Origin of the sequence: Puia sp. P3 (assembly GCF_050632245.1) — a bacterium.
In the GTDB taxonomy this organism is placed as follows: Bacteria; Bacteroidota; Bacteroidia; order Chitinophagales; family Chitinophagaceae; genus Puia.
Genome location: NZ_CP192583.1, coordinates 5,250,258 through 5,274,386, shown reverse-complemented (window position 1 = coordinate 5,274,386; position 24,129 = coordinate 5,250,258). Strand labels below are relative to the sequence as shown.

31 protein-coding genes and 4 pseudogenes are annotated in these 24,129 nt (G+C 54.2%); 26 read left to right on the top strand and 9 right to left on the bottom strand.

Annotation, left to right across the window (positions count from 1 at the left end):
• Positions 1-130 precede the first annotated feature (130 nt).
• The 7 genes and pseudogenes from ACQ86N_RS33110 (at position 131) to ACQ86N_RS33080 (ending at position 4,480) form a co-directional block, all read left to right on the top strand.
• On the top strand, positions 131-1,327 hold the full coding sequence (locus ACQ86N_RS33110) for a glycosyl hydrolase (RefSeq protein WP_431210765.1): 1,197 nt from the start codon (positions 131-133) through the stop codon (positions 1,325-1,327).
• The gene (locus tag ACQ86N_RS33105; protein WP_431210764.1) at positions 1,324-1,797 is read left to right on the top strand and encodes a hypothetical protein; all 474 of its coding nucleotides are present in this window, start codon (positions 1,324-1,326) and stop codon (positions 1,795-1,797) included. Before ACQ86N_RS33110 ends, ACQ86N_RS33105 begins: the two co-directional genes overlap by 4 nt.
• Positions 1,794-1,877 (top strand): annotated as a pseudogene (locus ACQ86N_RS33100) (hypothetical protein); the annotation flags it as partial. The gene ACQ86N_RS33105 and the pseudogene ACQ86N_RS33100, both read left to right, overlap by 4 nt.
• Before the next feature lie 3 nt (positions 1,878-1,880).
• Positions 1,881-2,519: a glycosylhydrolase-like jelly roll fold domain-containing protein gene (locus tag ACQ86N_RS33095; protein ID WP_431210763.1), complete on the top strand. Its 639-nt coding sequence runs from the start codon at positions 1,881-1,883 to the stop codon at positions 2,517-2,519.
• Between the two features lie 41 nt (positions 2,520-2,560).
• Positions 2,561-4,165, top strand: a complete 1,605-nt coding sequence (locus tag ACQ86N_RS33090; RefSeq protein WP_431210762.1) for a glycoside hydrolase family 127 protein — start codon at positions 2,561-2,563, stop codon at positions 4,163-4,165.
• Positions 4,147-4,209 (top strand): annotated as a pseudogene (locus tag ACQ86N_RS33085) (hypothetical protein); the annotation flags it as partial. The gene ACQ86N_RS33090 and the pseudogene ACQ86N_RS33085, both read left to right, overlap by 19 nt.
• A gap of 25 nt (positions 4,210-4,234) precedes the next feature.
• A complete protein-coding gene (locus tag ACQ86N_RS33080) occupies positions 4,235-4,480 on the top strand; it encodes a hypothetical protein (RefSeq protein WP_431218019.1) in 246 nt (81 codons plus the stop codon).
• Between the two features lie 30 nt (positions 4,481-4,510).
• Here the strand turns inward: ACQ86N_RS33080 and ACQ86N_RS33075 are convergent, their stop codons facing one another.
• Positions 4,511-4,981, bottom strand: coding sequence for a GNAT family N-acetyltransferase (locus ACQ86N_RS33075; RefSeq protein ID WP_431210761.1), 471 nt, complete (start codon positions 4,979-4,981; stop codon positions 4,511-4,513).
• 227 nt (positions 4,982-5,208) lie between these two features.
• Here ACQ86N_RS33075 and ACQ86N_RS33070 point away from each other — a divergent pair, with 227 nt between their 5' ends.
• Genes ACQ86N_RS33070 through ACQ86N_RS33060 form a run of 3 tightly spaced genes read left to right on the top strand, consistent with a single transcriptional unit; the run spans position 5,209 to position 7,389 of the window.
• A complete protein-coding gene (locus ACQ86N_RS33070; protein ID WP_431217697.1) occupies positions 5,209-6,300 on the top strand; it encodes a DUF5686 family protein in 1,092 nt (363 codons plus the stop codon).
• The gene (locus ACQ86N_RS33065; RefSeq protein WP_431210760.1) at positions 6,252-7,037 is read left to right on the top strand and encodes a DUF5686 family protein; all 786 of its coding nucleotides are present in this window, start codon (positions 6,252-6,254) and stop codon (positions 7,035-7,037) included. The genes ACQ86N_RS33070 and ACQ86N_RS33065 overlap by 49 nt, the downstream gene beginning before the upstream one ends.
• On the top strand, positions 7,006-7,389 hold the full coding sequence (locus ACQ86N_RS33060) for a DUF5686 family protein (protein ID WP_431210759.1): 384 nt from the start codon (positions 7,006-7,008) through the stop codon (positions 7,387-7,389). Before ACQ86N_RS33065 ends, ACQ86N_RS33060 begins: the two co-directional genes overlap by 32 nt.
• On the opposite strand, the gene ACQ86N_RS33055 is transcribed toward ACQ86N_RS33060, so the two are convergent.
• Together ACQ86N_RS33055 and ACQ86N_RS33050 are read right to left on the bottom strand one after the other, a co-directional pair.
• Positions 7,365-8,987 (bottom strand): hypothetical protein, encoded by a 1,623-nt coding sequence (locus ACQ86N_RS33055; protein ID WP_431218018.1) that lies wholly within the window; start codon positions 8,985-8,987, stop codon positions 7,365-7,367. The two genes, ACQ86N_RS33060 and ACQ86N_RS33055, sit on opposite strands and share 25 nt — an antisense overlap.
• Before the next feature lie 169 nt (positions 8,988-9,156).
• Positions 9,157-9,915, bottom strand: a pseudogene (locus ACQ86N_RS33050) (DUF5703 domain-containing protein); the annotation flags it as partial.
• Positions 9,916-10,107: 192 nt separating this feature from the next.
• Between ACQ86N_RS33050 and ACQ86N_RS33045 the strand changes: the two are divergent.
• The 5 genes and pseudogenes from ACQ86N_RS33045 to ACQ86N_RS33025 all read left to right on the top strand — a co-directional run bounded on the left by ACQ86N_RS33045 (position 10,108) and on the right by ACQ86N_RS33025 (position 12,564).
• Positions 10,108-10,500 (top strand): AraC family ligand binding domain-containing protein, encoded by a 393-nt coding sequence (locus tag ACQ86N_RS33045; protein ID WP_431210758.1) that lies wholly within the window; start codon positions 10,108-10,110, stop codon positions 10,498-10,500.
• On the top strand, positions 10,437-11,012 hold the full coding sequence (locus ACQ86N_RS33040) for a helix-turn-helix domain-containing protein (protein WP_431210757.1): 576 nt from the start codon (positions 10,437-10,439) through the stop codon (positions 11,010-11,012). Before ACQ86N_RS33045 ends, ACQ86N_RS33040 begins: the two co-directional genes overlap by 64 nt.
• A 366-nt stretch (positions 11,013-11,378) precedes the next feature.
• Positions 11,379-11,534, top strand: a pseudogene (locus tag ACQ86N_RS33035) (glycerophosphodiester phosphodiesterase family protein); the annotation flags it as partial.
• A 214-nt stretch (positions 11,535-11,748) separates the two neighbouring features.
• The gene (locus ACQ86N_RS33030; protein ID WP_431210756.1) at positions 11,749-12,267 is read left to right on the top strand and encodes a glycerophosphodiester phosphodiesterase family protein; all 519 of its coding nucleotides are present in this window, start codon (positions 11,749-11,751) and stop codon (positions 12,265-12,267) included.
• Positions 12,268-12,324: 57 nt separating this feature from the next.
• Entirely contained in the window at positions 12,325-12,564 is a 240-nt protein-coding gene (locus ACQ86N_RS33025) for a hypothetical protein (RefSeq protein ID WP_431210755.1), read from the top strand.
• On the opposite strand, the gene ACQ86N_RS33020 is transcribed toward ACQ86N_RS33025, so the two are convergent.
• Entirely contained in the window at positions 12,530-13,027 is a 498-nt protein-coding gene (locus ACQ86N_RS33020; protein ID WP_431210754.1) for a DUF4251 domain-containing protein, read from the bottom strand. The two genes, ACQ86N_RS33025 and ACQ86N_RS33020, sit on opposite strands and share 35 nt — an antisense overlap.
• A 58-nt stretch (positions 13,028-13,085) precedes the next feature.
• Between ACQ86N_RS33020 and ACQ86N_RS33015 the strand changes: the two genes are divergently transcribed.
• The 3 genes from ACQ86N_RS33015 to ACQ86N_RS33005 are packed head-to-tail and all read left to right on the top strand — an operon-like array spanning position 13,086 to position 15,431.
• On the top strand, positions 13,086-13,940 hold the full coding sequence (locus ACQ86N_RS33015) for a DMT family transporter (RefSeq protein WP_431210753.1): 855 nt from the start codon (positions 13,086-13,088) through the stop codon (positions 13,938-13,940).
• 8 nt (positions 13,941-13,948) lie between these two features.
• Positions 13,949-14,293 carry a phytoene desaturase family protein gene (locus ACQ86N_RS33010; protein ID WP_431210752.1) on the top strand — a complete coding sequence of 115 codons (345 nt, stop codon included), beginning with the start codon at positions 13,949-13,951 and terminating at the stop codon, positions 14,291-14,293.
• Entirely contained in the window at positions 14,265-15,431 is a 1,167-nt protein-coding gene (locus tag ACQ86N_RS33005) for a phytoene desaturase family protein (protein WP_431210751.1), read from the top strand. Before ACQ86N_RS33010 ends, ACQ86N_RS33005 begins: the two co-directional genes overlap by 29 nt.
• 67 nt (positions 15,432-15,498) lie before the next feature.
• Here ACQ86N_RS33005 and ACQ86N_RS33000 read toward each other — a convergent pair whose 3' ends face one another.
• On the bottom strand, positions 15,499-15,903 hold the full coding sequence (locus ACQ86N_RS33000; protein ID WP_431210750.1) for a hypothetical protein: 405 nt from the start codon (positions 15,901-15,903) through the stop codon (positions 15,499-15,501).
• 82 nt (positions 15,904-15,985) lie between these two features.
• Complete coding sequence (locus ACQ86N_RS32995; protein ID WP_431210749.1) at positions 15,986-17,080, bottom strand: hypothetical protein; 1,095 nt, start codon at positions 17,078-17,080, stop codon at positions 15,986-15,988.
• 1,087 nt (positions 17,081-18,167) lie between these two features.
• Here ACQ86N_RS32995 and ACQ86N_RS32990 point away from each other — a divergent pair.
• Positions 18,168-18,611, top strand: a complete 444-nt coding sequence (locus ACQ86N_RS32990) for a LytR/AlgR family response regulator transcription factor (protein WP_431210748.1) — start codon at positions 18,168-18,170, stop codon at positions 18,609-18,611.
• A 110-nt stretch (positions 18,612-18,721) separates the two neighbouring features.
• Here ACQ86N_RS32990 and ACQ86N_RS32985 read toward each other — a convergent pair whose 3' ends face one another.
• The 3 genes from ACQ86N_RS32985 to ACQ86N_RS32975 form a co-directional block, all read right to left on the bottom strand.
• Positions 18,722-19,012 carry a TIR domain-containing protein gene (locus ACQ86N_RS32985; RefSeq protein WP_431210747.1) on the bottom strand — a complete coding sequence of 97 codons (291 nt, stop codon included), beginning with the start codon at positions 19,010-19,012 and terminating at the stop codon, positions 18,722-18,724.
• 70 nt (positions 19,013-19,082) lie between these two features.
• Positions 19,083-19,412, bottom strand: coding sequence for a hypothetical protein (locus ACQ86N_RS32980; RefSeq protein ID WP_431217696.1), 330 nt, complete (start codon positions 19,410-19,412; stop codon positions 19,083-19,085).
• Positions 19,336-19,668: a hypothetical protein gene (locus ACQ86N_RS32975; protein ID WP_431210746.1), complete on the bottom strand. Its 333-nt coding sequence runs from the start codon at positions 19,666-19,668 to the stop codon at positions 19,336-19,338. The genes ACQ86N_RS32980 and ACQ86N_RS32975 overlap by 77 nt, the downstream gene beginning before the upstream one ends.
• 85 nt (positions 19,669-19,753) lie before the next feature.
• On the opposite strand from ACQ86N_RS32975, the gene ACQ86N_RS32970 reads away from it, so the two are divergent.
• The 7 genes from ACQ86N_RS32970 (at position 19,754) to ACQ86N_RS32940 (ending at position 24,111) form a co-directional block, all read left to right on the top strand.
• Complete coding sequence (locus tag ACQ86N_RS32970; protein ID WP_431210745.1) at positions 19,754-20,323, top strand: DinB family protein; 570 nt, start codon at positions 19,754-19,756, stop codon at positions 20,321-20,323.
• 104 nt (positions 20,324-20,427) lie between these two features.
• Positions 20,428-20,979, top strand: coding sequence for an RNA polymerase sigma factor (locus ACQ86N_RS32965; protein ID WP_431210744.1), 552 nt, complete (start codon positions 20,428-20,430; stop codon positions 20,977-20,979).
• Positions 20,973-21,527 carry a hypothetical protein gene (locus tag ACQ86N_RS32960; protein WP_431210743.1) on the top strand — a complete coding sequence of 185 codons (555 nt, stop codon included), beginning with the start codon at positions 20,973-20,975 and terminating at the stop codon, positions 21,525-21,527. Before ACQ86N_RS32965 ends, ACQ86N_RS32960 begins: the two co-directional genes overlap by 7 nt.
• A 13-nt stretch (positions 21,528-21,540) precedes the next feature.
• Positions 21,541-22,452, top strand: coding sequence for an outer membrane beta-barrel protein (locus ACQ86N_RS32955; protein WP_431210742.1), 912 nt, complete (start codon positions 21,541-21,543; stop codon positions 22,450-22,452).
• A gap of 112 nt (positions 22,453-22,564) precedes the next feature.
• Positions 22,565-22,984: an OB-fold protein gene (locus ACQ86N_RS32950; protein ID WP_431210741.1), complete on the top strand. Its 420-nt coding sequence runs from the start codon at positions 22,565-22,567 to the stop codon at positions 22,982-22,984.
• Between the two features lie 173 nt (positions 22,985-23,157).
• Positions 23,158-23,541, top strand: coding sequence for a c-type cytochrome (locus tag ACQ86N_RS32945; protein WP_431210740.1), 384 nt, complete (start codon positions 23,158-23,160; stop codon positions 23,539-23,541).
• Positions 23,542-23,562: 21 nt separating this feature from the next.
• Positions 23,563-24,111 carry a YceI family protein gene (locus tag ACQ86N_RS32940; RefSeq protein WP_431210739.1) on the top strand — a complete coding sequence of 183 codons (549 nt, stop codon included), beginning with the start codon at positions 23,563-23,565 and terminating at the stop codon, positions 24,109-24,111.
• Positions 24,112-24,129 lie beyond the last annotated feature (18 nt).

The window sequence follows — 24,129 nt, the reverse complement described above, 5'->3', positions numbered from 1 at the left end:
CGAGGCATGGGTGGGAGGATGGGGATGCGGATGTGACGCATACTATACCGGCGGTTACCGCCCGGTATTTCCGGTTTGTATATGATAAGACGGGTTCGGAGCCGGGTTCGGAGGACCCGGACGCCGCCAAGTGGAAGCCCTCGCTGAAGGTGGGGGGATCTATTTGTCGGCGATGCCGGCTGTTTATCAGTATGAGGGTAAGAATGGGGAGGTCTGGCGGGTCAGCCGGCCTTCTTCGCGGGAGGCGCTGCCGGACTCGTTGTGTATCGATCCGGGGAAGATCGTGGATGTGAGCGCGTTTGCGGACAGCGGCGGCCATTTGGTGTGGCGTGCGCCGGCTGGGCACTGGACTATTTTACGTGTTGGCCATACGTCTACGGGGCATACCAATGCCACGGGTGGGGGTGGGAAGGGGCTAGAGTGTGATAAGTTCGATGCCCTGACGGTGGAATTGCAGTTCGACAGATGGTTTGGGGAGGCTGTGAGGCGGGCGGGGCCCGGGCTGGCGAAGAAGGTGCTTACGATTTTTCATGTGGACAGCTGGGAATGCGGGAGTCAGAACTGGTCTTCGGTGTTCAGGGACGAGTTTCGCCGGCGGAGGGGTTATGATCTATTGCGGTGGCTGCCGGTGATGGCGGGGGTGCCTGTAGGTTCGGCGGACAGCAGTGAGCGGTATTTGCATGATATCCGCCAGACTATTGCCGAGCTGGTACACGATAATTTTTATGTGACCATGGCGCGGCTGGCGCACGCGAAGGGCTGTGTGTTCAGCGCGGAGAGTGTGGCGCCGACGATGACCAGTGACGGGATCCTTCATTACAGCGAGGCGGATATCCCGATGGGGGAGTTCTGGCAGCGGAGTCCTACGCATGACAAGCCGAACGATATGCTGGATGCGGTATCGGGCGCTCACGTATATGGCAAGCCGGTGGTGCAGGCCGAGGCGTTTACTGAGCTGCGACTGCGGTGGGACGAATATCCGGGAATGCTGAAGGCGTTGGAGGACCGCAATTTTGCGCTTGGTATCAACAGAATGGTATTTCATGTTTTTACGCATAATCCGTGGATGGACCGCAGGCCGGGGATGACGCTGGGCGGGGTGGGAAATTTCTTCCAGCGGGATCAGACCTGGTGGAGGCAGGGCAAGGCGTGGATCGACTATACGCGGCGGTGTCAGTGGTTGTTGCAGCAGGGGCGGCCGGTCGCGGATGTGGCGGTGTATATGGGCGAGGAGGTTCCGCGGCGGGCGGTGTTGCCGGAGCGGCTGGCTGGGGTGTTGTCCGGGCTGGTGGGTGCTGAGCGGGTGAAGGGGAGGAGGTCAGGTTGAAGAATATCGGTGCGCCGACGACGAAGGTGCCTTCGGGTGTGGTGCATTCAGCGAATATTACGGACCCATTGGAATGGGTCGATCCGCTGAGGGGATATGCCTATGATTCTTATAATCCGGATGTGCTGGTGCGGCTGGCGCGTGTGAAAGACGGAAGGGTTGTATTGCCTGGTGGGGCGAGCTACGGGCTGCTGGTGTTGCCGGGGGCTTCGGTAATGAATCCGGATGCGGGGGGTATGAGTGCCGCTTCTGCAGTGAAGTTGCTGGAGTTGGTGAAGGAGGGGGCGAAGGTGGTGGTCGATACGACGGGGGTGCCTGGCTATCACGACCTGGGGTTGATGGGGAATGATGGGGCGGTGAAGGGTGTTTTTAGAGAACTGTTGTCCAGGGTGATGGTTGGACCATATCGGGATTCGACGCTTGACCGGGTGGGTATTCCGAGGGATTTTGAAGGGGAGGTCCGGGTATAGCGTATACGCATAGGACGGGGGATGGGTTTGATATTTATTTTATTTCGAATCAGACGGGCAGGCCTTGCGACTTTACGGCGTCTGTGCGGGTGGCGGGTCGTCAGCCGGAGATATGGGACCCGGTGACGGGGGAAATTGGGAATGCTACAGGGTGGAAGGTTAGTGGGGGAAGGACCAGTGTGCCGGTCAAGTTGGGGGTGTCGGGTTCGGAGTTTTTGGTGTTCAGGAAAAAAGGGGGACCAGGAGTGGTTAAGAAGAAAGAGGTGAAGAATGAGATGGTGCGGGTTAAAGGGCCCTGGGTGGTGGAGTTTGGATCTGGGGCAACGGTTCACAGGGACTCGCTGTTCGACTGGAGCCGGTCGGCGGATTCGATGGTGCGTTATTATTCGGGGACGGCTGTTTATACGACTTCGTTCGCGTCGGATAAGAATGCGGGGCGGGTGGATATCGATCTCGGCGTGGTGGACAATATTGCGACTGTGTTTGTCAATGGGGTTGAATGCGGTACGGTTTGGACGGGTAATAGGGTGGATGTTACCAGGGCGGTAAGGCCGGGAGTGAATCAGTTGAAGGTGTTGGTGACAAATACCTGGGCGAACCGGTTGACGGGCGATCAGCGGTTGCCGGAGGCGCGGCGTAGCACGTGGACGACTTCGCCGTGGAAGGGAGATGGAAGTTTGTTGCCGGCGGGGTTGCTGGGGCCAGTGTATATAAGGTATTAAATGAATTGTTATGAAGAAGCTGGGTTGTCGCTATTTTGTTTTTGGGTGTAGGTGTTGGTGTCAGTGCCCAGCGCTATAGCGTATTGTCGAAGGTAGACATGAGTGCGGTGAGGTGGACGAAGGGGTTCTGGGCGGAGCGTTTCGAGGTTTGCCGGGATTCCATGCTGCCGCATCTCTGGAAGATATATACGGACGCCGGTATCAGCCATGCGTTTGAGAATTTCCGGATCGCGGCGGGGCTGGATACGGGTTCGCATTCGGGGCCGCCTTTTCATGACGGCGATTTTTACAAGCTGCTGGAGGGGATGGCCGCGACCTATGCGGTTACGAAGGACCAGCGGCTCGACAGTCTGATGGATCTGGCGATCGCCGTCATCGTGAAGTGTCAGCGACCTGACGGATATATACATACGCCGACTATCATTGCGGAGCGGAATCATCCGGGCAAGAATGCGGCATTTGAAGACCGGCTCAACTTCGAGACCTACAATATGGGGCATCTGATGACGGCGGGTTGTGTACACTACCGGGCTACGGGTAAAAGGACTTTGCTGGACGCGGCAATAAAGGCGGCGAACTATCTGGCTGCTTTTTATAAGCGCAGTTCACCTGAGCTGGCGCGAAATGCCATTTGTCCTTCCCATTATATGGGTATTGTCGAGTTGTACCGGACGACGGGCGACACGGCGTATCTGAAGCTGGCTGAGAACCTGATCAATATCCGCGGGCTGGTCAGCAGCGGGACGGATGACAATCAGGACCGGATCCCTTTCCGGGAGCAGTATACGGCGATGGGGCATGCGGTGCGGGCCAACTACCTCTATGCCGGCGTGGCGGACGTGGTAGCCGAGACGGGCGACAAATCTCTGCGTAAAAATCTGGATTCTATCTGGAGAGATGTCACGGAACACAAAATGTATATAACGGGTGGTTGCGGGGCGTTGTACGACGGGGTCTCGCCGGATGCCGTTAGTTATAGTCCTCCCGATATACAGGAAGTTCATCAGGCGTATGGGCGGGCCTATCAGCTGCCCAACGCGACGGCGCATAACGAGACCTGTGCGAATATCGGTAACGTGCTGTGGAACTGGCGGATGTTGTTATTGACAGGGAAGGCGCAGTATGCGGATGTGATGGAGGAAACGTTGTACAATTCCGTCCTTTCGGGAGTAAATCTGGATGGGGGCCGCTGGTTTTATACCAATCCGTTGCGTGCTTCGCGGGATTTCCCGTATACGCTGCGGTGGTCGGGGGGAAGGGAAGAATATATCCGGCTGTCGAATTGCTGTCCGCCGAATCTGGCGAGGACCATTGCGGAGGTCAGCGACTATGCATACAGCGTGAATGAGAAGGGGATCTGGGTCAATCTCTATGGAGGGAACAGGCTGGAGACATCGGAGGTTGGGATAGGGCAGGTGACGGACTATCCCCGGAGCGGGAAGGTGCGGCTGGTGTTGCATCGGACTTCGGGTAAGGAATTTTCGATGATGCTGCGTATACCGGGATGGTGTCATGGAGCGGGTGTGCGGGTGAACGGGAAGTCCTTTGCCGCTGGCCTTGAAGGGGTCGGTATGCCGAGGTCCGCCGGGTCTGGAAGGTGGGTGATGTGGTCGAGCTTAGTCTGCCGATGCCGGCGGTACTGGTAGAGGCCAATCCGCTGGTGGAGGAGGATCGCGGGCAGGTTGCGGTCAGGAGGGGGCCAGTTGTATATTGTCTTGAATCCATGGATATGCCGGCGGGGGCTTCGGTCTCCAGTGGTGGAGGTGCCGGCAGATGCGCGGTTTACCCTAGTGGAGATGAGGATGGGCAGGAACAGGGTGGTGGGACTGGAGGGAAATGTAAAACTATTGCCGGATGGAGGGTCGGCTTTATACCGGGAAGTGTCAAAGGCGCCGGCGCAGGCGGTGAAGGTGCGGCTGGTGCCTTATTATGCCTGGGATAATCGGGGGCAGGGGGGATGACGGTATGGATGGGGGTGAGCCGGTAGGTCATTATTTTTTATACACGTTCGGGTCGTGGACTTCCATGTATTTTTCCGGGTGGGGTATAGGTTTCCAGCCGAATTTCAGGTAGAGCTCGTGCGCGTCGGCGGTGAGGAGGACCCAGCGGCGGAGGCCCTGGAGGTTGGGGTGGGTCATGATCTGTTGCATCAGTATTTTGGAGAGGCCGCGGCCGCGATGAGGAGTGGTGATAAAGACGTCGCCGAGGTAGGCGATGGTGGCGTAGTCTGTGATGATGCGGGCGAAACCGACCTGGGATCGACCCTCGGTGGGTTGCCCTGTTTGAGGGGTATGGTACACGCCAAAGCAGAGGGAGCCGGCGATGGCTCGTTCTACGGTATCGAGAGGAATATTGAGAGACCAGTAGGCTTCTTTGGAGAGGAAGGAGTGGATAAAGGGGATGTCTAGTTTATCCTTGTCGGTGGAGATGGTGTAGTCCCCGTTGGTGATGTTGAGTATCATGATTTGGAGGTTGAGGCGTAATCGATGGCTGCGGTGGCGGAGGCGATATGGATCAGGGGGATCCAGCTGATTCCTCCTATAAGGCCTATCTTTTTCATTAATATGAAGTTAGCCATTAATTAGCTATATTGCCATCCTACGGTGAGCGCTTAAATAAAATAAACCTGACTCCCACAATTAAAAAGATCATTCTGCTACTGCTTGCCGGTGTATTTTGTTTGACCGGCATGTGCCAGACGAGGACGATCGCCGGCGTGGTGGAGGATTCTCTTTCCCGTGCTCCCTTGTCCGGCGTGAGTGTCCGTGTTTTGAACGGCGGGCACGGTGTGCTGAGCGATGGGGCGGGAAATTTTCATATCAGGATAGGGATAGGGAAGCAGAAGCTGGTATTTAGTGCGGCCGGATATCAAACGCAGACCGTCGACGTGTCGGGGGAAGACGATGGAAGGATCGAGGTGTTGTTTTCGAAGGCTTACTCGACGCTGAAGGATGTGGTGGTGACGACGCGGCGGAAGGCAAAATACCGGAATAAGAATAATCCTGCGGTGGAGCTGATCCGGCAGGTGATCGCCCATAAGGCGCAGAACGGTCCCGGCGCGGACGGTTATCTTTCCTACGAACAATACGAGAAGACGAGGATGTTGCTGGACAAGCCTCCAAAACTGATCGTCGACAACAAGCTGCTCAAGCGGTATCATTTTATGTTCGAGAACAGGGATACGGTGATCATTCCCGGCAAATCGCTGGTCCCCATCTACATCGAAGAAGTCTTTTCTCAAAACTATTACCGGAAGCAGCCTTCGAAGAACAAGAAGCTGATCCTTGGGCGGAAGGGGGTGGACTATGGGGAGTTCATAGATATGAAGGGGATCAGCACGATCCTCAACCGGCTGTACGAGGATATCAATATTTACGATAATACGATCACGGCTTTTACGATGCAGTTCGTGAGTCCGGTGGCCGAGCTGGCGCCGACCTTTTATATGTATTTTATCCGGGACACGGTGGAGGAGAACGGTCAGCGGCTGGTGGAATTGTATTTTACTCCGCGCAATCCGGAAGACCTGCTTTTCCGGGGAACAATGTACATCACGCTGGATGGCAACTATGCGATACGGCGGGTTGAGCTGGGGGCCAGCAAGCATGTCAATCTCAACTGGATCCAGGATTTCAATGTAAAGCAGGATTTCGAGAAGGGTCCGAGCGGCCGGTATCATTTGTCGAACTCGGATGTGATCGCCACTTTAGTCCGTGGCCGAGGATGCCCGGTGTGGTGGGAGAGCGGCAGATCACGGTCAATAATCTGCGGAACGATGTAGTGGCGGATTCGTTGTTGAAGGGGGCGTCTGTGGATACGTTGGTGAAGGCGGAAATGCAGACCGACAGTTTTTGGACGGATAGCCGGCTTACGCCGCTGAGCGGGACGGAGACGAAGACCTATGCCAATACAGACAGTCTGGTGAAGATGAAGTCTTACCGGAGGCTGATGGATTATATCACGATGTTTACGGCGGGGTATAAGTCGGCGGGGAAGGTGGATGTGGGTCCGATCGCCAGTTTCTATACGTTCAATCCGATAGAGGGGCAGCGGCTGGCGTTGGGTGGGCGTAGCAATACCAAGCTGAGTACGCGGTGGTTCGGGGAGTCATATGTGGCTTATGGCGAGAAGGATAATCGCTGGAAGTATTATGCGAGCGCGTCCTATGCTTTCAACAACAAGTCGATCTATACGTTTCCGCTGCACTATGTTCAGGTGAGCTATCAGGATGACGCCAAGTCGCTGGGACAGGAGAACGCTTTTGCCGCGGCGAGTAATTTCTTTACGTCCTTCAGCCACGGCGATAATTCCAAGTGGCTGTATAATCATATCGCGAAGGCGTCATACGTGCGTGAATATGGGAATCATCTGTCGTTCACGTTCGGGACGAAATACTGGGAGCAGCGGCCTACGGGAACCCTGCAGTATGTGTACAAACGTTTTACGGACCGGTCCGATACGATTCGAAAGATCACAACGGGCGAGCATGTCGGCGACGCTGCGCTGGGCGCCGCATGAGCAGTTCTTTCAGAACAAGGCAGCGCGTGTCAATGTCATCAATAAATACCCTATCATCACGCTGCAGTATACGAGGGGCATTAAGGGGCTGTATGGCGGCCAGTTCAATTCCGATGCGCTGCATCTGAACGTTTATAAGCGCTGCTATGTGGCTCCGTTCGGGTTTACCGATGTGTACCTGGACGCGGGTTATCTTGGGGGCACGCTGCCTTTCCCGCTGCTGGTGATCCATCCGGGGAATCCGTCCTATTTCTATAGTCTGCGTGCCTTCAATATGATGAATGTCGGGGAATTTGTCAGCGATCACTATGCGAGTCTGAATGCGGATCATTTCTTCAACGGATTTTTCTGAACAAGGTGCCGGGGTTGAAGAGGTTGCGGCTGAGGGAAGTGATCGGGGCCAAGATCCTTTATGGCGGGCTGCGGAATGAGAATAATCCGGCGGTGAATACTATGCAGATTCAGTTTCCGCTGACGGATGGTCGCGTTTCTACGTTTTCGCTGGGAGCGAAGCCTTATATGGAGGCGAGTGTAGGGATTTATAATATCCTCAATATTTTTCGGGTGGATTTGGTAAGGAGGTTTACGTATCTCGACCATCCTGGTGTATCTTCTACGGGGGTAAGGGTGAGTTCGAATTTCAATTTTTAAGTATTGGTATGCGCGCCCAGAAGGATGACGTCCTTGCGGCGGCTTTCGGGGGTGACCTTGAGGCCGGTGAGTTTGCCGTGTTTCAGGGTGGCCTCGACGATGGTGGAGTAAGGCGCGTATAATTTGAAGTGGACATCCCAGTCGGTTGGCCAGGCGGGGAAGAGGAGTATTTTTTTCCGTCTGTCTGGAGAAGCATTTCCTGGAGGCCGATAGCGCCGGAGCCGCCCCAGTTGAGATCGGGTGTCCAGTCGAATCCCGGTCCCCAGAACGCGGGGAAGCGTCGTCCGGAATTGGCGAGTTTTTTAGGGTGAGGTCTGCCGCCTCCTGTGTGAGGCCGAGGCGGGCGGCGAAGATGTTGTCTTGTTTCCAGCCGATATAAGACCGGAAGCGGATGGCGTCGGTGTCGTATTTCCAGGTATTGATGGCGGTGTCGAGGCCGGGTTTGCCGACGCCGTAGATGCCCCATGGAAAGACGGGGTAGAGCTGGGGGCACTCTTTGTTGTTGATGCGGGACCAGGCCAGTGCGGGGGCGATGGTGGGGTGGCCGTCGAAGAATCTTATGGGTATTGGGGGGATGCGTTTGAGCATGGCGGTCCAGGCTTTTCGCGTGGAGTCGTTGCCGTAAGTATCGGGCAGGGCGAGGAGGCGGGTGAGGATGGTGTGGAGGCCTGCGATCGTTGAGCTCGGGTTATAGGCCATCTTATAGGTCTCGGCGCCCGATCCGGGATAGAGGATGATGTGACCTTCGCCGTCGAGGGGACGGCGTCCGCGTTTCGTTGCGAGGTATTGGTAGTGTTCGTCGAAGAAGGCGGTGCAGCTTTCGATGAAGGGGAGGTAGTCGTGGATGTCGGCTCCGGCGTATAGTTGCTGGTCGAGCATCATGCTGCAAAATTCGAGTACGGTATCCCATTCGTATTCGAGCCAGGCGTTGTATTCTACGCCCTTGTCGTGGCCGGCGGCCATGTCCCAGCCGTATTCGGCGGAGTTGGGGAGGCCGAAGTTCTCGAGTTGTTCGGTGAAGCAGGCGCCGCCGTGTCCCCAGTATATTTTGGTGCGGAGTTCGGCTGTGCGTAGCAGGTGGAGATAGAAGTCCAGTTGCTGGCGCTGGATGTCGAAGTCGCCGCTGCGGGTGAGGGGGAAATAAATGAGGCGTTGGTTTTGTGCGGTCATGGTTCCGCCGCCCCAGTTGCGGAAGTCGGGTGTATAGCGGAGGGAAGAGTCTGTCAGGGAGGGGTCCCAGGTGAAGAGGCCGCCGTTGAATTTGGTGGGCCAGTGGCCGGAGGCGTTGCAGCCGAGCATGTAGCGGAAGAGCTGGTAGTTGCGGCCGATCTGCCACTGTGGGGATGTGGTATCGGGGTTGGATTTGGCCAGGGGTGGACCCGGGGGTTTCGGCCTCGGCGCCGGTAAAGATGAAGCTGCGTTGCCAGAAGGATTGCCACCAGGCTTTGGTGGCGGCTTCGGCTGTTGCGGCGTGCCGGGTGACTTCGCGGACGGTTGCGTCGAGGGTGTCCTGCCAGTTGTGGTTGGTGGTCGCGAGGACGAGGAGTATGTTTTGGTTGCGGGTTGTTTTTTTTGATCGGAGGCGCCAGCCGGTGAAGTCCGTGTTTATATACCGTCCGGTGGTGGTGCCTTCAGGGATCATGCCGGCGCCCTGCAGCGAGCCGCCGAAGGTGAGGTTGTTCAGTGGATTGGGAAGCTCGTCTTTTACGGAGTCGAGTCCCTGCTGGTGGACCGTGACATCGAAGACAGTAGGGGCGGGTCGGTTGTGGTGAAAGAAGACGACCTGGTTGTCGATGAAACGGATGCTGTCTTTGCTGGTGATGACTTTTCCGCCGGGGGCTTGTTTGGCGGCCCATTTATAAGAGTTGGCGTTGTTGGCGCGACCGGTGGATTCGAGGTCGGTGGTGCGCCAGCTTTCGTAGGTGGCCGTGGTGCTGACGGGTGTGTTGCTTTTAAGGTCGACGTGGATGGCGGGGTGGAAGACGTCGACCCAGATGTTCGCCTGAAATTTTAATCCGGCTTTAATGAATACGTTGCCTTGCTGAAGGTTGAGCTGCTGGCTGAAGTCACCGTTCAGGAAGGGGCTGGGGTTTAACCGGACGCGGAGTCTGCCGCCTTTGAGGAGGGCGTTGTTCTCGTCGAAGCTACCGCTACGGGAGAAGTAGATCAGGATGTCACCATTTTCCACCCATACATTCAGGCCGATATCACCGCCGCCGCAGGGCATGGATTCGCCTGAGTTGTGGCTTGGGGTGGACCATTGGATATTGTAGCTGCCGGGAGATTGCGCAAAGGTTTTGGTCAGGCAGAGTGAGAGGATAATATAGAGGGATAGTCGTATTGAAAGCATGCTTATATTTACTCCGGAGATTCGGTGGAATTAACGATTCCTTAGAGGGAGTTATACTAAATTACGACAATGGAACAGAATAAAGTGGGGTCTCACAAGAATATCTGGCATGGGGTCGGGAGGCAGCGGATAGAGATACCTAAATCCGTACTCAAGTCGCGTGTTCAAAATAATGCATTGCTTCGCCAGTTGTATATCTGTGGACTTGGTTATTATCCCCGGGCGGCGGGACACTATACCTACCGGAAGAAGGGGCTGCCGGAGAATTTCCTGTTCTATTGTGTGGATGGGCATGGCTGGTATAAGATAGGTGACAAAAAATATGAGGTGGGGCCGAACGAGTTCTTTATTCTGCCTCAGAATGTGGAGCATGCATATGCGAGTTCGGAGGATGATCCGTGGACGATCTACTGGCTGCATTTCGGGGGAGTCTGTTGCCGAATTTCAATTCGCTGCCGGTGATACAAAATCATTTCAAGCCGCATGCGGTAAGGAGCAGTACGGAGACTGTGGCGTTGTTCTCAAAAATATACAAGGCGCTTGAGCTGGGGTATAGTATCGACAATCTGTTGTTCGCGAATATGTGTCTGTCGCATTTTATTACGCTGTTCATTTATAACCAGAAGCATTTTGTGGCGAGTCCTACGGAGAAGGTTGACTGTATCGACAGCGCGATATTGTTCATGCAGGAGCATATCAATGAGAATATCACGCTGAATGAGCTGAGTCATCGGTATAACTATTCGCCCAGCAGATTCTCGAGCTTGTTCAAGCAGCGGACCGGGTATGCGCCGATAGACTATTTTATTCAGATGAAGATGCAGAAGGCCAGTCAGCATTTGGGGATCACGGACAAGTCAATAAAGGATATTGCGCTGAGTATGGGGTTTGATGATCCGTATTATTTTTCGAAGCGGTTTACGAAGGTGATGGGGATGTCGCCGACGAGGTATCGGGCGGTGACGAGGGACTAAAACCGAGGGATTCCCGAGCGTAGCGAAGGGAACGAACGAGTCAAGGCGAGGGACGAAGCCTTGACGAAGTTCTGTTTGGACGCCGGTAGGCGGCCCATCGTAGGCCCCGCCAGATGCCGTAGGCATCGGTACAGGACAGCCAGATCAAGGGTACCCGAGCGATAGCGAAGGGTACGACCGAGAAGGACCGTGGCGAAGCAGGTCCGCCGAAGGTCTAGGACTGTTGGACGGTGGAATTGCGATATTGATGAATAGAGTTGTTCCCGATGAACGGAGCGTCGCAAGAGAAGTTGAATAGTAGTATTGCGGTCGACTTAATAGGAATATAATGCAAGGGGGTGGGCTATTTTTTGGATATTCGCGCTCATGAAACGAATTCTTATTTCCTTTTGTTTTAGTGGTATTGCTATGATGGCAGGAGCGCAGCAGCGGCTGGATGTGCAGGCTCATCGGGGAGGCCGGGGCCTGATGCCGGAGAATACGATCCCGGCGATGCTGCATGCGGTCGATCTTGGGGTGCGGACGCTGGAGTTGGATTGTGTCATCTCCGCGGATGGGCAGGTCGTGGTATCGCATGATCTGTATATGTCGTCGGACTTTATGCTGAAGCCGGATGGTTCGGAGATCGTGAAGTCTGAGGAGAAGCGGTATCTGCTATATAAGATGAAGTATGACAGTATCAGGCGTTGGGTCGAAGGGGTGAAGACGCATCCGGGTTTTCAGGGCCGAGGAGAAGGTGAGGACTTACAAGCCGTTGCTTCGCGAGCTGATCGACAGTGTGGAAGCCTATGTAAGGCGGCGGGGGTTGAAGCCGGTGTATTACAATATGGAGACGAAGTGCAGTCCGGAGGGGGATGGGGTGGCGCATCCTGCGCCGGAGGAATTCGTGTCTCTGCTGATGGGGGTTGTGAAGTCCCGCGGGATCCTGCAGAGGGTGATCATTCAGTCGTTCGATCCGCGGACTTTGAGGATTGTTCATCGGGATTATCCGGGGCAGGTGACGGCAATTTTGGTGGAGAATGGGGCGGGGTTCGGGAAGAATGTGGATGATCTGGGTTTTGTACCCAGTATTTACAGTCCGAATTTCAGGCTGGTCGATGCGGCTATGGTGAAGATCGCGCACGAAAAGGGGGTGAAGGTTTTGCCATGGACGGTCAATGAGGAGAAGGATATGGAGGCAATGGCTGGGTTGGGGGTAGACGGGATGATCTCGGACTATCCGGACCGGCTGGTGAGGTTGTATGGGAAGTATTGATGGATAGGGTCCCGGTTTGGGGGTGAAGGAGTGACTGGCCCCGGGATTGAAAGAAATATGAAGGCCCGTCCTGCGCGGGAAGGGCCTTTCTGTTCGGAGTGTCGTGCTGTTGGGAGTATCGTGCTGTTGGGAGGACCCTGGCGATCAATGGAGGATGATCAGTTCCTGCCGATCGATATGTTGACCGCTGATAATTTCTATGAAGTAGTTGCCTGCCTCGAGGTCGCCCTGCTGCAACTGGACATGGGACTGGTGAAAACTCTTATTTCTTTTTGGGAGGTTTGTTGGCGACGATGATGCCGCTAAAGGAGATCGGTTGCCGGTTGGTGCTGGTGACTTGAAGGTTTGTGTAGCCTTCGGAGGAGATGCTGAGGGTCATCGACTGGACGTCGCTGTTGTCTTTTGGTTTTATGACGGCTGTCCAGCCGTCTTTTTTATTGGGGGTAAGTTGGTACTCGAAGTTTTTTGAGGTGAACTGTATGCCGCCTTTTGACGGGTCGATGGGTGCGGTGTAGGCCCGACCGAAATAGGGGAGATAGCTGGTGATGGCCTCTTTTGTGACTTTCAGGTCGTAGTCTGTTGTCAGCTGGCGGGTGCGGCCGCCGAGGGGCATGGCCTGCTGTGCCTGAAAATCGTAGTTCTGGGATTCAACCATGTTTTTTATTGCAGTCAGTTTTGCCGCTTTCTTATCTTCGGCTTTGGATTGTGCGAAGGTGGTTGTGAAGGGGAGGAAAAGGAGGAGGGTGACTAGACTTTTCATTGGAGGTGTTATTATATTATAAATTTAAGTAATTGTTTTGGACGCGGGAAAAAGGATTTTGTCTTTAGTCATTGGGTTGGTGTTTGCGATTCTGTGGGCTTCTGCTTCGGCGGCGACGAAGATAGGTCTGAGGGGTGCGCAGCCGTTGGTGATCTGCGTGGTGCGGTTCTTCCTGGCGGGTACGATCATGATCGTGGTGGCGCAGGGAATACTCCGCAGGCGTCTGCCGCGGGGGAAGGAGTGGGGGCAGCTGGCTTTGTACGGGTTGTTGAACAACAGTGTTTATCTGGGATTGTTTGTGCTGGCGATGCAGCAGGTGTCGCCGGGACTGGGGACGCTGGCTGTAGCGACGAGTCCGGTGTTTATCAATTTGCTGACGACGGTATTTTTGGGCAGGCGGCTGAAGCTGGTGACGGTGGTGGCGCTGGTGTTGTGTATGGCAGGGGTGGTGCTGGCGGCCTGGCCATTGCTGCGGAACAGCGCGGCTACGCCGGCGGGTTTGTTGATCCTGTTGGTGAGTATGGTATCGTATTCGGTCGGGGTGTTCTATTTTTCGCGGGCGGACTGGGGAGGTATGCATCTGATGACGCTCAATGGCTGGCAGGTTTTGATGGGTGGGATATTTTTGTTGCCGCTGGCGGTGTTGTTGTATAAGCCGGAAATGAATTTATGGAATGGGGATGCATGGGGTGGGATCCTGTGGCTAGCAATCATGGTGTCGATAGGGGCGGTGCAGCTGTGGTTGTATTTGTTGAGGGAGGATGCGGCGAGGGCGTCGTTCTGGTTGTTCCTTTGTCCGGTGGCCGGCTTTTTGATCGCGAATATGGTGACGGGGGAGCCTATAACTTCCTATACGGTTGGCGGGATGGGCTTGGTGATCGGGGGAATTTGGTGGCAAAATTTGAAGAAGTAAATTTATGTATGCATAGGACGGATGCTGATGCGGTTGTTGTGGGGGCTGGTCCCAATGGTCTGGCTGCTGCTATTTATTTGCAGCAGCGGGGGCTGTCTGTTTTGTTGCTGGAGGGGGCGGCTACGGTTGGCGGGGGGATGCGGTCGGAGGAGTTGACGTTGCCGGGTTTTATCCATGATGTGTGTTCGGCTGTTCATCCGATGGCGGCGGGATCGCCATTTTTCAGCGGGTTGCCGTTGGGTGAGTTTGGGTTGGAGTATGTATATCCGCGGGTGGCGGCGGCGCATCCTTTGACGGGGGTGGGGCGGCGTTGTTGGTGGGGGAGTGGAGGAGACTGCGTCGGGGTTTGGTAGGGATAGAGGTGAGTATGAGCGGATGATGGGGCCGGTTGTGAGGGATTGGGGTTTGTTGGCGCCGCAGTTGCTGGGGCCGTTGCGATGGCCGGGGTTGACTGGTGGGGTTCCGGCGGGGGGTGATGGATCGGCCGGTCGTGGGGGTAGTTTGGGTGTTTTGGGTTTGGCGGGTTTTGGGGTGAAGGCGTTGCAACCTGTGACGAGTCTGGCGGGAAGGTTTGAGGGAAGGGAGGTAAGAGGGTTGATGGCGGGGATGGCGGCGCATGCTATTCAGCCGCTGGATAATATTGCGACTTCTTCATTTGCGCTGGTGCTGATGGCGCTGGGGCATGTTCGTGGCTGGCCGGTGGCGAGGGGTGGGTCGGGGAAGATCGGAGAGGCGTTGGCGGCGTATTTTATAAGTTTGGGTGGGAAGATCGAGACGGGGGAATATGTGCGGTCGTTGTCGCAGTTGCCATCTTCGCGGGCTTTGTTGCTGGATATGACGCCGAGGCAGCTGTTGCAGCTGGGCGGGCACCGGTGGTCGTCGCTGTATGAGCGTCAGCTGCGGCGGTACCGGTATGGGATGGGGGTCTACAAGATGGACTGGGCGTTGGACGGTCCGGTCCCCTGGGCGGATGAGCGTTGCCGTGATGCGGGGACGGTACATCTTGGGGGGACGATGGAGGAGATCGTGGCTTCGGAGGCGATGACTGCGGCGGGTGGGTATCCGGAGCGGCCGTTTGTGTTGCTGGTGCAGCCGGGCGTTGTGGATGGGTCGCGGGCGCCCGAGGGGAAGCAGGCGGTGTGGGCTTATTGTCATGTGCCGAACGGGTCGGTGGTGGATATGAGTGGGGCGATGGAGCGGCAGATCGAGCGGTTTGCGCCGGGGTTCGGGGAGCGGGTATTGGGCCGGCATATATATAATACGGCGGAGCTGGAGGAATATAATCCTAATTATATTGGTGGGGATATCAATGGGGGAATCATCGATATACGGCAGTTGTTTACGAGGCCGGCGCTGAGGTGGTCGCCTTACCGGACGTCGGAGAAGGGGGTGTATATCTGTTCGTCGGCTACGCCTCCTGGCGGGGGTGTGCACGGGATGTGCGGGTATTGGGCCGCGCGGAGGGCGTGGAAGGATGTATTTGGTGGGTGATGGCCCGGGGTGACGGGGTGGTGACCGGAGAGGAGGATGGTGACCGGTGAGGGGGGGGCTGCCGCTGCTAGGCGGATTTGGCCGTGGTTTCCGCGGGGAGCATTTTTCTTTTACTGTTCTGGTATTTTTCGGCGATGATGGCGCTCATGGGGCGCTGGGAGACCTTGCTTTCTACCCAGGAGACGAGGTCGAGGTAGGCGAAGGCGCGGGCTTCGTAGCGATTGCCTTCGAAGCCGCGGATCTTTTCGAGGAATTTTTCGAATTCGGCGCGCAGGCTGGACCTCGAGGTATGGAAGGAGGTGCGGAGGAATTTGAACATTTCTTCTTCGACTCGGGTGAGGCGTTCGCGTTTGGCCATGAAGCGGTAGACGGATTTGGTGAGGGACTCCATGAGGTCGAAGTTGCCGAGTTCGTAGTGGGCCATGAGGTGGAGGACCCGGGCGTAGCACTGGAGGTCGTTGCGGAGGTCCATCTGGTCGTTGATAATACGCTGGAGGTAGTCGATGCAGGTGTCGTAGTCGCCGGCTCCGAAGTAGAGGGAGGCGATCTTATAGTTAAGGACCGAGGATGCGGTGGCGGTCGATGAAGAGGTCGTTCTCGGTGAGTTGTTGTTCGATCCCGGGGACCATGGGGAGCATTTCCTTAAAGTTGCCGAGCATGAAGACCTGGTTGATCTTGGCGGTGGTTATATAGACGAAGCACTGGATGCGGAAGTTGTCGTTCTCCATGACGCGTTCGGTCCTGGCGAAGGCTTCGAATTTCCTCAGGGTGATCTCGAACTGGCGGTAGTTGCGCAGGTCGAAGTGGGCGTTGAGGAGGTTGTGGAGGGCCTTGATATAGTGTCCTGTCTCGACGCGGATCATGAGGGGTTGTTCCTCGAAGAGGTCGAGCCATTTCTGGGAGTATCTGTAGTACATCAGGAAGTCCTGGCGGATGAAGGCGTACCAGTTGTAGCTCTGGTAGAGGTAGAGTCTTTCGTAGAAGCCGGTCTGTTGCCAGGCGTTGGGGGGCATTTGTTCTCTAAGGTATTCGCGGACGAGGGCTTCGTCTTTTTCGTTGCGGGAGTGGCCGTTCTGGATATACCAGCTATAGATGAGCAGGGCCATATTGGAGAGGCGGGCGACCATGTCGATGCGGTCGATGACCTCGCGGGATTCGGCAGACAGTTGTTCCGCGCGCATCTGCATGCTGTGGGTGATATGGAGGGTCTCGATACGCTTCTCCAGTGCGACGACCTGTACCAGGAAGTTGAATTTCTGGTTGGCTTTTGCGGTTTCTTTGGCGCGGTCGAGGAGGCGGAGGCTCTGTTGGAAGAGTCCTTTTTTGTAGAGGATATGGGCGTAGTCGAAAAATTCGTTGAGTTGCAGGTCGATGCTGTCCGCGCTTTTGAGGAGGCGGAGGCTGGCGAGTATTTGTTTGTAGAGATGGGTTTTGAGGTTGCTGAGTTGGGGTTTTTCGATGCCGGGGAGTTTTTTCAGAAGACTTTTTTCGTCGTAGTCGCTGAGTTTGTCGAGGGCGTCGAATAGTTGTACGATCTTGAGGTCCTCTTTGGTGGAGCTCCGTTTGATGTACAGTTTAAAGTGTCTTTTTTCGGACTTTTCAAGAGAATGTATAAGTTGGAATAAGGTATCTGAGAACCGGTTGGCCATAATGAAGGGATTATCCAAAAACTCAATCCTGTAAAGGGTTTCAACGCAAAAAAGATCATTTTGACATGATTAACTCATCCATAAGTTGACTAGAATGCCGGGCTTTCGCGTCGTACCTTTACTGCAGAGAATGAGATGAAAAAATATGGCAGCAATCGTCAAACAGGCATTCGTTAGAGGCTCATTCGTCAACTGATATCCGTTTCACGGATGAATCGAGCGGTGTCGATTCTGGAAAGCCGGGATAATCAGCAAAAAAGATATTACTACCTTTTTTCATATGGCAAGCAATCGTTAGCGCCCCTTTGTTTCTACATGGGGCTTTTTTTATTGTGGCAAATTTTTGCCGAATTCTTTTTGCAATCTAGTTAACAATTAAGATAAATAGGGATTTTTTGTGATAATTATTTTTAGCCCGCCGGGAGTGAATCCGGTGGGTTTTTTAATTTTTGGGGGACGGGGGAGGACCTCGGGATGGTAAGGGTGAATTGGGGGCGGCGCGCGAGGGCTTGAGTTGGGCCGGAGGTTGTGGGCTGCTAAAGGGTTGCTAAAACCGGAGAGACTGGTGGTTAAAAAACGACAATTGGTGTAGTGGATACGAGGCTTAATGTAGTTTTTTGAAAACCTGGTGAGGAAGTTTCTAATTTACACGTCTGACTGACATTTAGGGTTACCCGATAGATTGATTGAATGGCGAGTCCGCTTCATTAGACCTGAAATCGTTTGTTTTTAGTTATATAAAGTGTAGTGTTTTCTCATGTGACTTATTGAGTCCACCAGGGGTTTGTTTCTACAAGGCCCTTGCTGTTTTTGTTGCCAAGACCGCCTATGTCGCCTGAGTATCAGGAATATTACTAACAACTGCTGACTGCTTTCCAATCCCACAATGTTGCCGACAATACTGAAATGGAAAGGATTGAAGCATGTTTCAAATCCGGATCATTGGAACATGGTGACGGAAAAATTTGCAACTCTATTTATCATAACCAAAACTCTGCGTCTTGAGGCCTGACTATGCAACCAAGTTCTTTCCGGACAAGCGGAATAATTACGTGCTTCTTTTGGAGGCGCTATCCGGATAAGTGTATTGCACCTTTACTTAGACGTCGCTACCGACGACTTGTCGCAACCCGTCTTAAACTCTATTTTTTGTAAGCAAACCGAAGTAAGTGCAATCTTTTTCTTTATTCGCCATGAAGGCAAGTATGTAAAAGTCGATTTTCAGCATATCCTTTATATCGAGGCCCGTAAGAATTATACGCGGCTGGTTATGGAAGACAAGCCTACCGCCCTTGTGCTTGTTACGCTGAAGCAATGGGAGAAGCTCCTGCCTCCCGACTTATTCTGCAGGGTCCACAGAGGGTATATCATCTCCATCGGGAAGGTGCTCGCATTTGACAACAAATTTGCGTATTTGCCGGGAGAGAAGATCTCTATCGGTGAGCAGTATCGGACTGCGTTGCCGATGACGGTGACCATCCTGGCCAATGAGGCGTCACGGAAGGACGTGTTGTCGGAGCTGGAGTTGTAGAGAATGGGGGGACCGGGGTCAGCAGAGGAGTTTTTCGAGGTTTTCCCGAGTCCAGCTGTAGAGTCTGCCGGCATGGGGGACTCTTTTGTATTTGCCGTCTTTGTGGCCGATTAGCTGGATGATCTTTTTTTGAGCTGCCTGGCGAGTCTTATTTCTTTTAGAACGCCGGGTGCCCGATGGGTTTTAGCGCCCAGGAGGACGATGACGATGTCGGCGCGGCTCATTTTTGTTTCTGCCTTTTTTTCCCATTCTTTTTCGGGGGCGGCTTCCTGCAGCGAGTTGTCGATGACTTCGAAGGGGCATATGGGGTTTCTGGACTGGCCGATGAACAGGTCTTTCAGCGATTTGTCTTCGTCATAGTCGAAGCTGATGAATACTTTTTTCTTCGTGTGGGTGCTCATTGGGTGGTAAATGTTTTTTGCGGAAAGTGGGTGCTCATTGGGTGGTGACTACTTTTTTCGGGGGAGTTGGTCATTCAGCGATGCGGAGGATGGTTTCGATCAGTTCGTCAGGCTGGGTTTGGGGGTTGCCGAGTTTTTGGTACCAGTCAAATTTTTCGCGGTTCTCGAAATAGTCGTCGTACTGTCCAACGAGGTGTTTCCAGAGTCGTTCGGACATATAGCCCGATGCGCCGACGGGTATGAGCAGGACGTCGTGTGACCGGGCAATCTCAAATTCTTTTTCCATGCCGCCGGCTTCGCGGACGCTGATATCTTCGAGTTTGTTACCGAAGAGGAAGATGGCTGTTCCGGCCTGAGAGATGATGTCGTCGCGGTAGTTCGTGTGGACGTCCCCGAGCAGGGCGGTGCTGGAGGGGAAGGGGAAGATGCGGAGCTCGGTCGGTCATTTTTTGTCCGTTGTTGACGTAGATCTCGTGCAGGGCGCCTTCAACCACGTAATTGCCTACCCCGGTGCCGAAGCCAGAGATGATCCTAAAGTCGTTGCGCAATAGCGTTCTGGCCAGCTCCCGAATAAAATCTCTTCCCTTGTCGCCAAATTTACCGTATTCATAAGCGCTCCCGGAGATGAATACGTTCTTTCGTCGGTTCGACTGCATAAGAGGTAAATAGGTTAGGTCAAAAATAACCGATAATGGCCATCCGGCGACAAGTCGGTGAAAAATTGGTAATTTAACGGGATTTATGAAACAGCTAGCTCAGCGTGAATACTGGCTCAGGGGACCCGTCCCCGGCTTCCCGGCGTTGGTGCAGCCTGCGGTGCATGCACTTTTGCAAGCGCGGGATGAGGTCAACGTTCTTATGGATGGGTTCCCGGATGAAAAGTTATGGGAGCGGCCCGCGGGGGTGGCTTCGGTGGGGTTTCACCTGCGGCATCTGACGGGGGTGCTGGACAGGTTGCTGACTTATGCCAGGGGAGAGGTATTGACTGTGGAGCAGTTAGATTATTTGAGAGGGGAGGAGGCGCCGGAGGGTAATCGGGTGGCTCCGGGGCAAGGACAGCCGGAGGGAGGTGGAAGTGGTCCGAAGGGAGGAAATCTGGTCAAAAATTTGGTAGAACGGTTTAATATGCAGGTCGACAAGGCGTTGGAACAGATAAAAAAGACGGATGAAGGGGAGTTGACGGCGGAAAGGACCGTGGGGAGGGATCGGATCCAGTCGACGGTGGGCGGGCTAGTTTTTCATGCGGCCGAGCATACGCAAAGGCATGTAGGTCAATTACTTGTCACTTCAAAGATTGTTAGGGGTGAATGACGCGGGTTTAGGGCCCGTGATCAGGCAACCGCTATTCAAAATAAGGCGTTTAGACTAAAACAATCATCGAAACACCGCAGGACAATTTGGAAAAACTACTTCATATGATCACGGGCTGTGCGGAGCAGGATCGTCGTAGTCAGAAAATGATGTACGATCAGTATTACGGCCTGTGTTTAAAGATCGCTTTCCGGTATGTGAATACCTATGAGCAGGCGGTGGAGGTGACGCATGATGCTTTCCTGAAAATGTTCCGAAATTTCAGCCGGTTCGAGGTGAGGGATAAGGAGAAGGTGGAAATGCTGCTGATCGGATGGATCAGGAGGGTGGTGATCAATGCCGCCATAGACTATATGCGCCGGGAAGTCAACAATAGCAATACGTATCCTATACCGGAACACGTTTGGGAGCATAAGGACGACGGGCAGTCATCCGACAATTCGGTATTATATAAAGAATTGATCGCTTTGGTGAAGGAGCTGCCCCCGGCTTATCGGATGGTGTTCAACCTGCATGTGATCGAAGGGTATTCGCACCCCGAGATCGCGAAGATGCTGGGCATCACCACTGGAACCTCGAAATCAAACTTGTCAAAGGCCAGAGCGCATTTGCAGAAGGCCCTGACCGCAGAAAACATCGAAAAACTAGTATGTTAAACCAAAAGGACAACGACTTTGATGATCTTTTCCGACGGGCGTCCGAGCGATACCCGTTGCGAACAGATAGTGCCGACTGGGATAGGATGGCCGCTGCCCTGGACAATCCGTCGTCTACCGAACTGACTGATGAAGGAGTGATCGAAGAGAAGCGTCGGAGACGCAGATTTCTATGGCTATTCCTCCTTTTACCGTTGGGGGGGCAGGCTATTACGTCGTGCATACCGCTCGCCATGGCGCTGGTGGACATTCCGGCATTGCCGGGGATGGGGTTGTGGTGGAGAGGGTGGTTAGTCCGGGGGATTCCGGGGTTGGCGGAGGCGGAGTTGTGGAGGAGAGGGGGGTACCCCGCGCGTTTCGGGGCCTTCGGCTCCGGGTGGAAATGGGGTTTCTGCGCCTGCTGCGTCGGCGGGGACAGGGAATGGTGGGACAGTGGATGGAAGGGATGTGGCTGGGAACAGCGTGGCAGGGAAGACTGTGGCTGGAAAGAGTGTGGGAGGAAGGACTACGGGTGCGGGGACGGGAGTCCAGGGACGAAGGTCTGTTAGCAGGAGTGGGACTATGACGGACCTGGATGATGTGGTGGTGAACGGAAAGAGGAAGAAAGGGTTGAAGGAATCGCAGGTGTCGAAGGAGTTTCAGGGATCGAAGGACTCGCAGGGATCGAAGATAGATGGTGATGTGGATGGACTGGGGGACCTGGATTTGGGTTCAGGGAGGACTGCAGGAATCATGGGAGGGAGTGCCGGACGTGTCGCAGGGTATCCTGTGAACCGGGTTGGAATGAGGGGCGACTACCGGCTGACTGTTAATGTCGAGGAGCCGGTAGTGACGAAAGACAGCAGTAAAGTGAAGCCGAAGGCATCCAGGAAGTCGAAAACTTCGTTTTTATATGTGGGGCTGATGGCGGCGCCGGATCTTAGCACGGTGAAGATGCAGCATGTGGACGGCGTGGGAACTACATTCAGCCTGTTGTTGGGATATCAGTTCAATAAAAAGTGGGCGATAGAGACGGGAGTGAGTGTGGACAGGAAAAAGTATTACACGGACGCCGAGTATTTTGACAAGAAGGGTATGAGTGGAATCCCTCCAAGCTGGGATGTAACTAATTTGGATGGGACTTGCTATATGTGGGAAATACCCTTGAATGTCCGGTATAATTTCAGCCAGACCGACAAGACCAGCTGGTTTGCGACGGCAGGGTTGTCGACTTATTTTATGACGAAGGAAAGTTATAATTATCAATATTACGGTTCATGGGGACCTGGTAGTTCACACTGGGATGTGAAAAAACCTTCCAACTATTGGTTCTCAATCATTAACCTAAGTGCAGGATACGAGCACCGGATAGGGAATATCGGTAATCTGAGAATAGAACCTTATCTGCGGATACCGATGTCGGGGCTGGGTACCGGCAAGCTGAATATTCTCAGCGGGGGTCTCAATATTGGGATCACGCGGCGGCTGTGGTAGTTGCGACCAGGCGGCGGCTGTGGTAGTTGAGGCCACGCGGCGGCTGTGGTAGTTGAGGCCACGCGGCGATCGAAGCAGGTGTGAGTTAGCTCAAATTTTAACGGTCAACATTATGCTTAAAAAAAGAACCATTCTGTGGGTAGGGATCCTTTTGCTTATTCTTGTTGCCGCTGCCTATGGCTGGCATCTTTATCAGAAGCCGCATGAGTCTGCGGCGGGAGAGAATGCGGCGGTGACTATCAACGCAGACAGCCTGTATCAGCAGTATCAGCAGGACGAGCATGGGGCTGACCAGAAATATATGGGGAAAGTGATCGAGGTGTCCGGAAAGTTGTCGGAGATACAGCATTCGGGAAATGCGGAGATCTGGATACTCTCGACGCAGCCGGGTGGCGGGGGGATCAATTGTCAGTTGTTTCCAGGCGCCGTCAAATCCGGTGATGAACCAAAAGCTGGGGGACGCGGTGACGGTCAAGGGCCGGTGTACGGGATTTCTGATGGACGTGAATATGGCGGATTGTGTGAAGAGTAAGTGAGGGAGATGAAGGGGATTGCGGGTGGAGAAGTAAAGGTGTGGGCCGATGAAGGGGATTGCGGGTGGAGAAGTGAAGGTGTGGGCCGATGAAGGGGATTGCGGGTGGAGAAGGTGTGGGCCGATGAAGGGGGAAGAAAAAATTGATAACAACCTAAAACAATAAAACGACTATGAATTGGAAGTTTCTACTGACGGGGATAGGTATCGGCGGGTTTGTGCTTTATTTTTCCAGCTGTTCGAAGACCAGCGAAGATAAATTGTCGGGGAGTTTGAACTGTGATACCACGAATGTAAAGTATTCGACGCAGATCGTCGCGATCCTGAGCGACAACTGTTATGAATGTCACCAGGGCGCGGGGATCGTTACCAGCGGCAGTAATGTCAATCTGGGAGACTATTCGCATCTGAAACAGTATGTGAATCAGGGATGGGTAAGGAGCGCCATTACCCATGACGGCACCGTAACTCCCATGCCGTATCAGCGGCAACAGCTGCCTGACTGCGAGATCAAGACCATCCTGGCCTGGATCAACGCTGGCGCGCCCAATAACTGATCACCCTTTTAAAACGATTTTATGAAACGACTCATCCCAGTAATAATTGGTTTGGCCCTTATCTGTCCGGATATTGCCAATAGCCAGCGTCTGAATGCCAGAAACGGATTTATAGGTTTTTATTCGAAAACGGCCCTCGAAGACATTCGGGCCGAGAACAACCAGGTCTTTGCCGTCATCGAGCCCGCCACGAAGAAGATCGCTTTTTCGGTGTTGCTGAAGGGGTTCGTATTCGCCAAAGAGCTGATGCAGGAACATTTCAACGAGAATTATGTCGAGAGCGATAAATATCCCAAGTCGACTTTTTCCGGCAGCTATACCGGGGACGTCGATCTCAGCAAGGACGGCGCTTATAAGGTAACGGTCAAGGGAGACCTGAACCTGCACAATACTTCCCACCCTGTCGAGACGCCGGCCACGCTGACGGTGAAGAACGGGCATCTTATCGGCACGGCGGAGTTCAAGGCCAAACCGGAGGATTACAATATCAGCATCCCTTCTCTTGTCAGGGATAAGATCGACAAGGAAATGGCGGTAAAGGTCAATATCGACTGGGCCATCACCAAATAACACCTAAAACTGAACTAC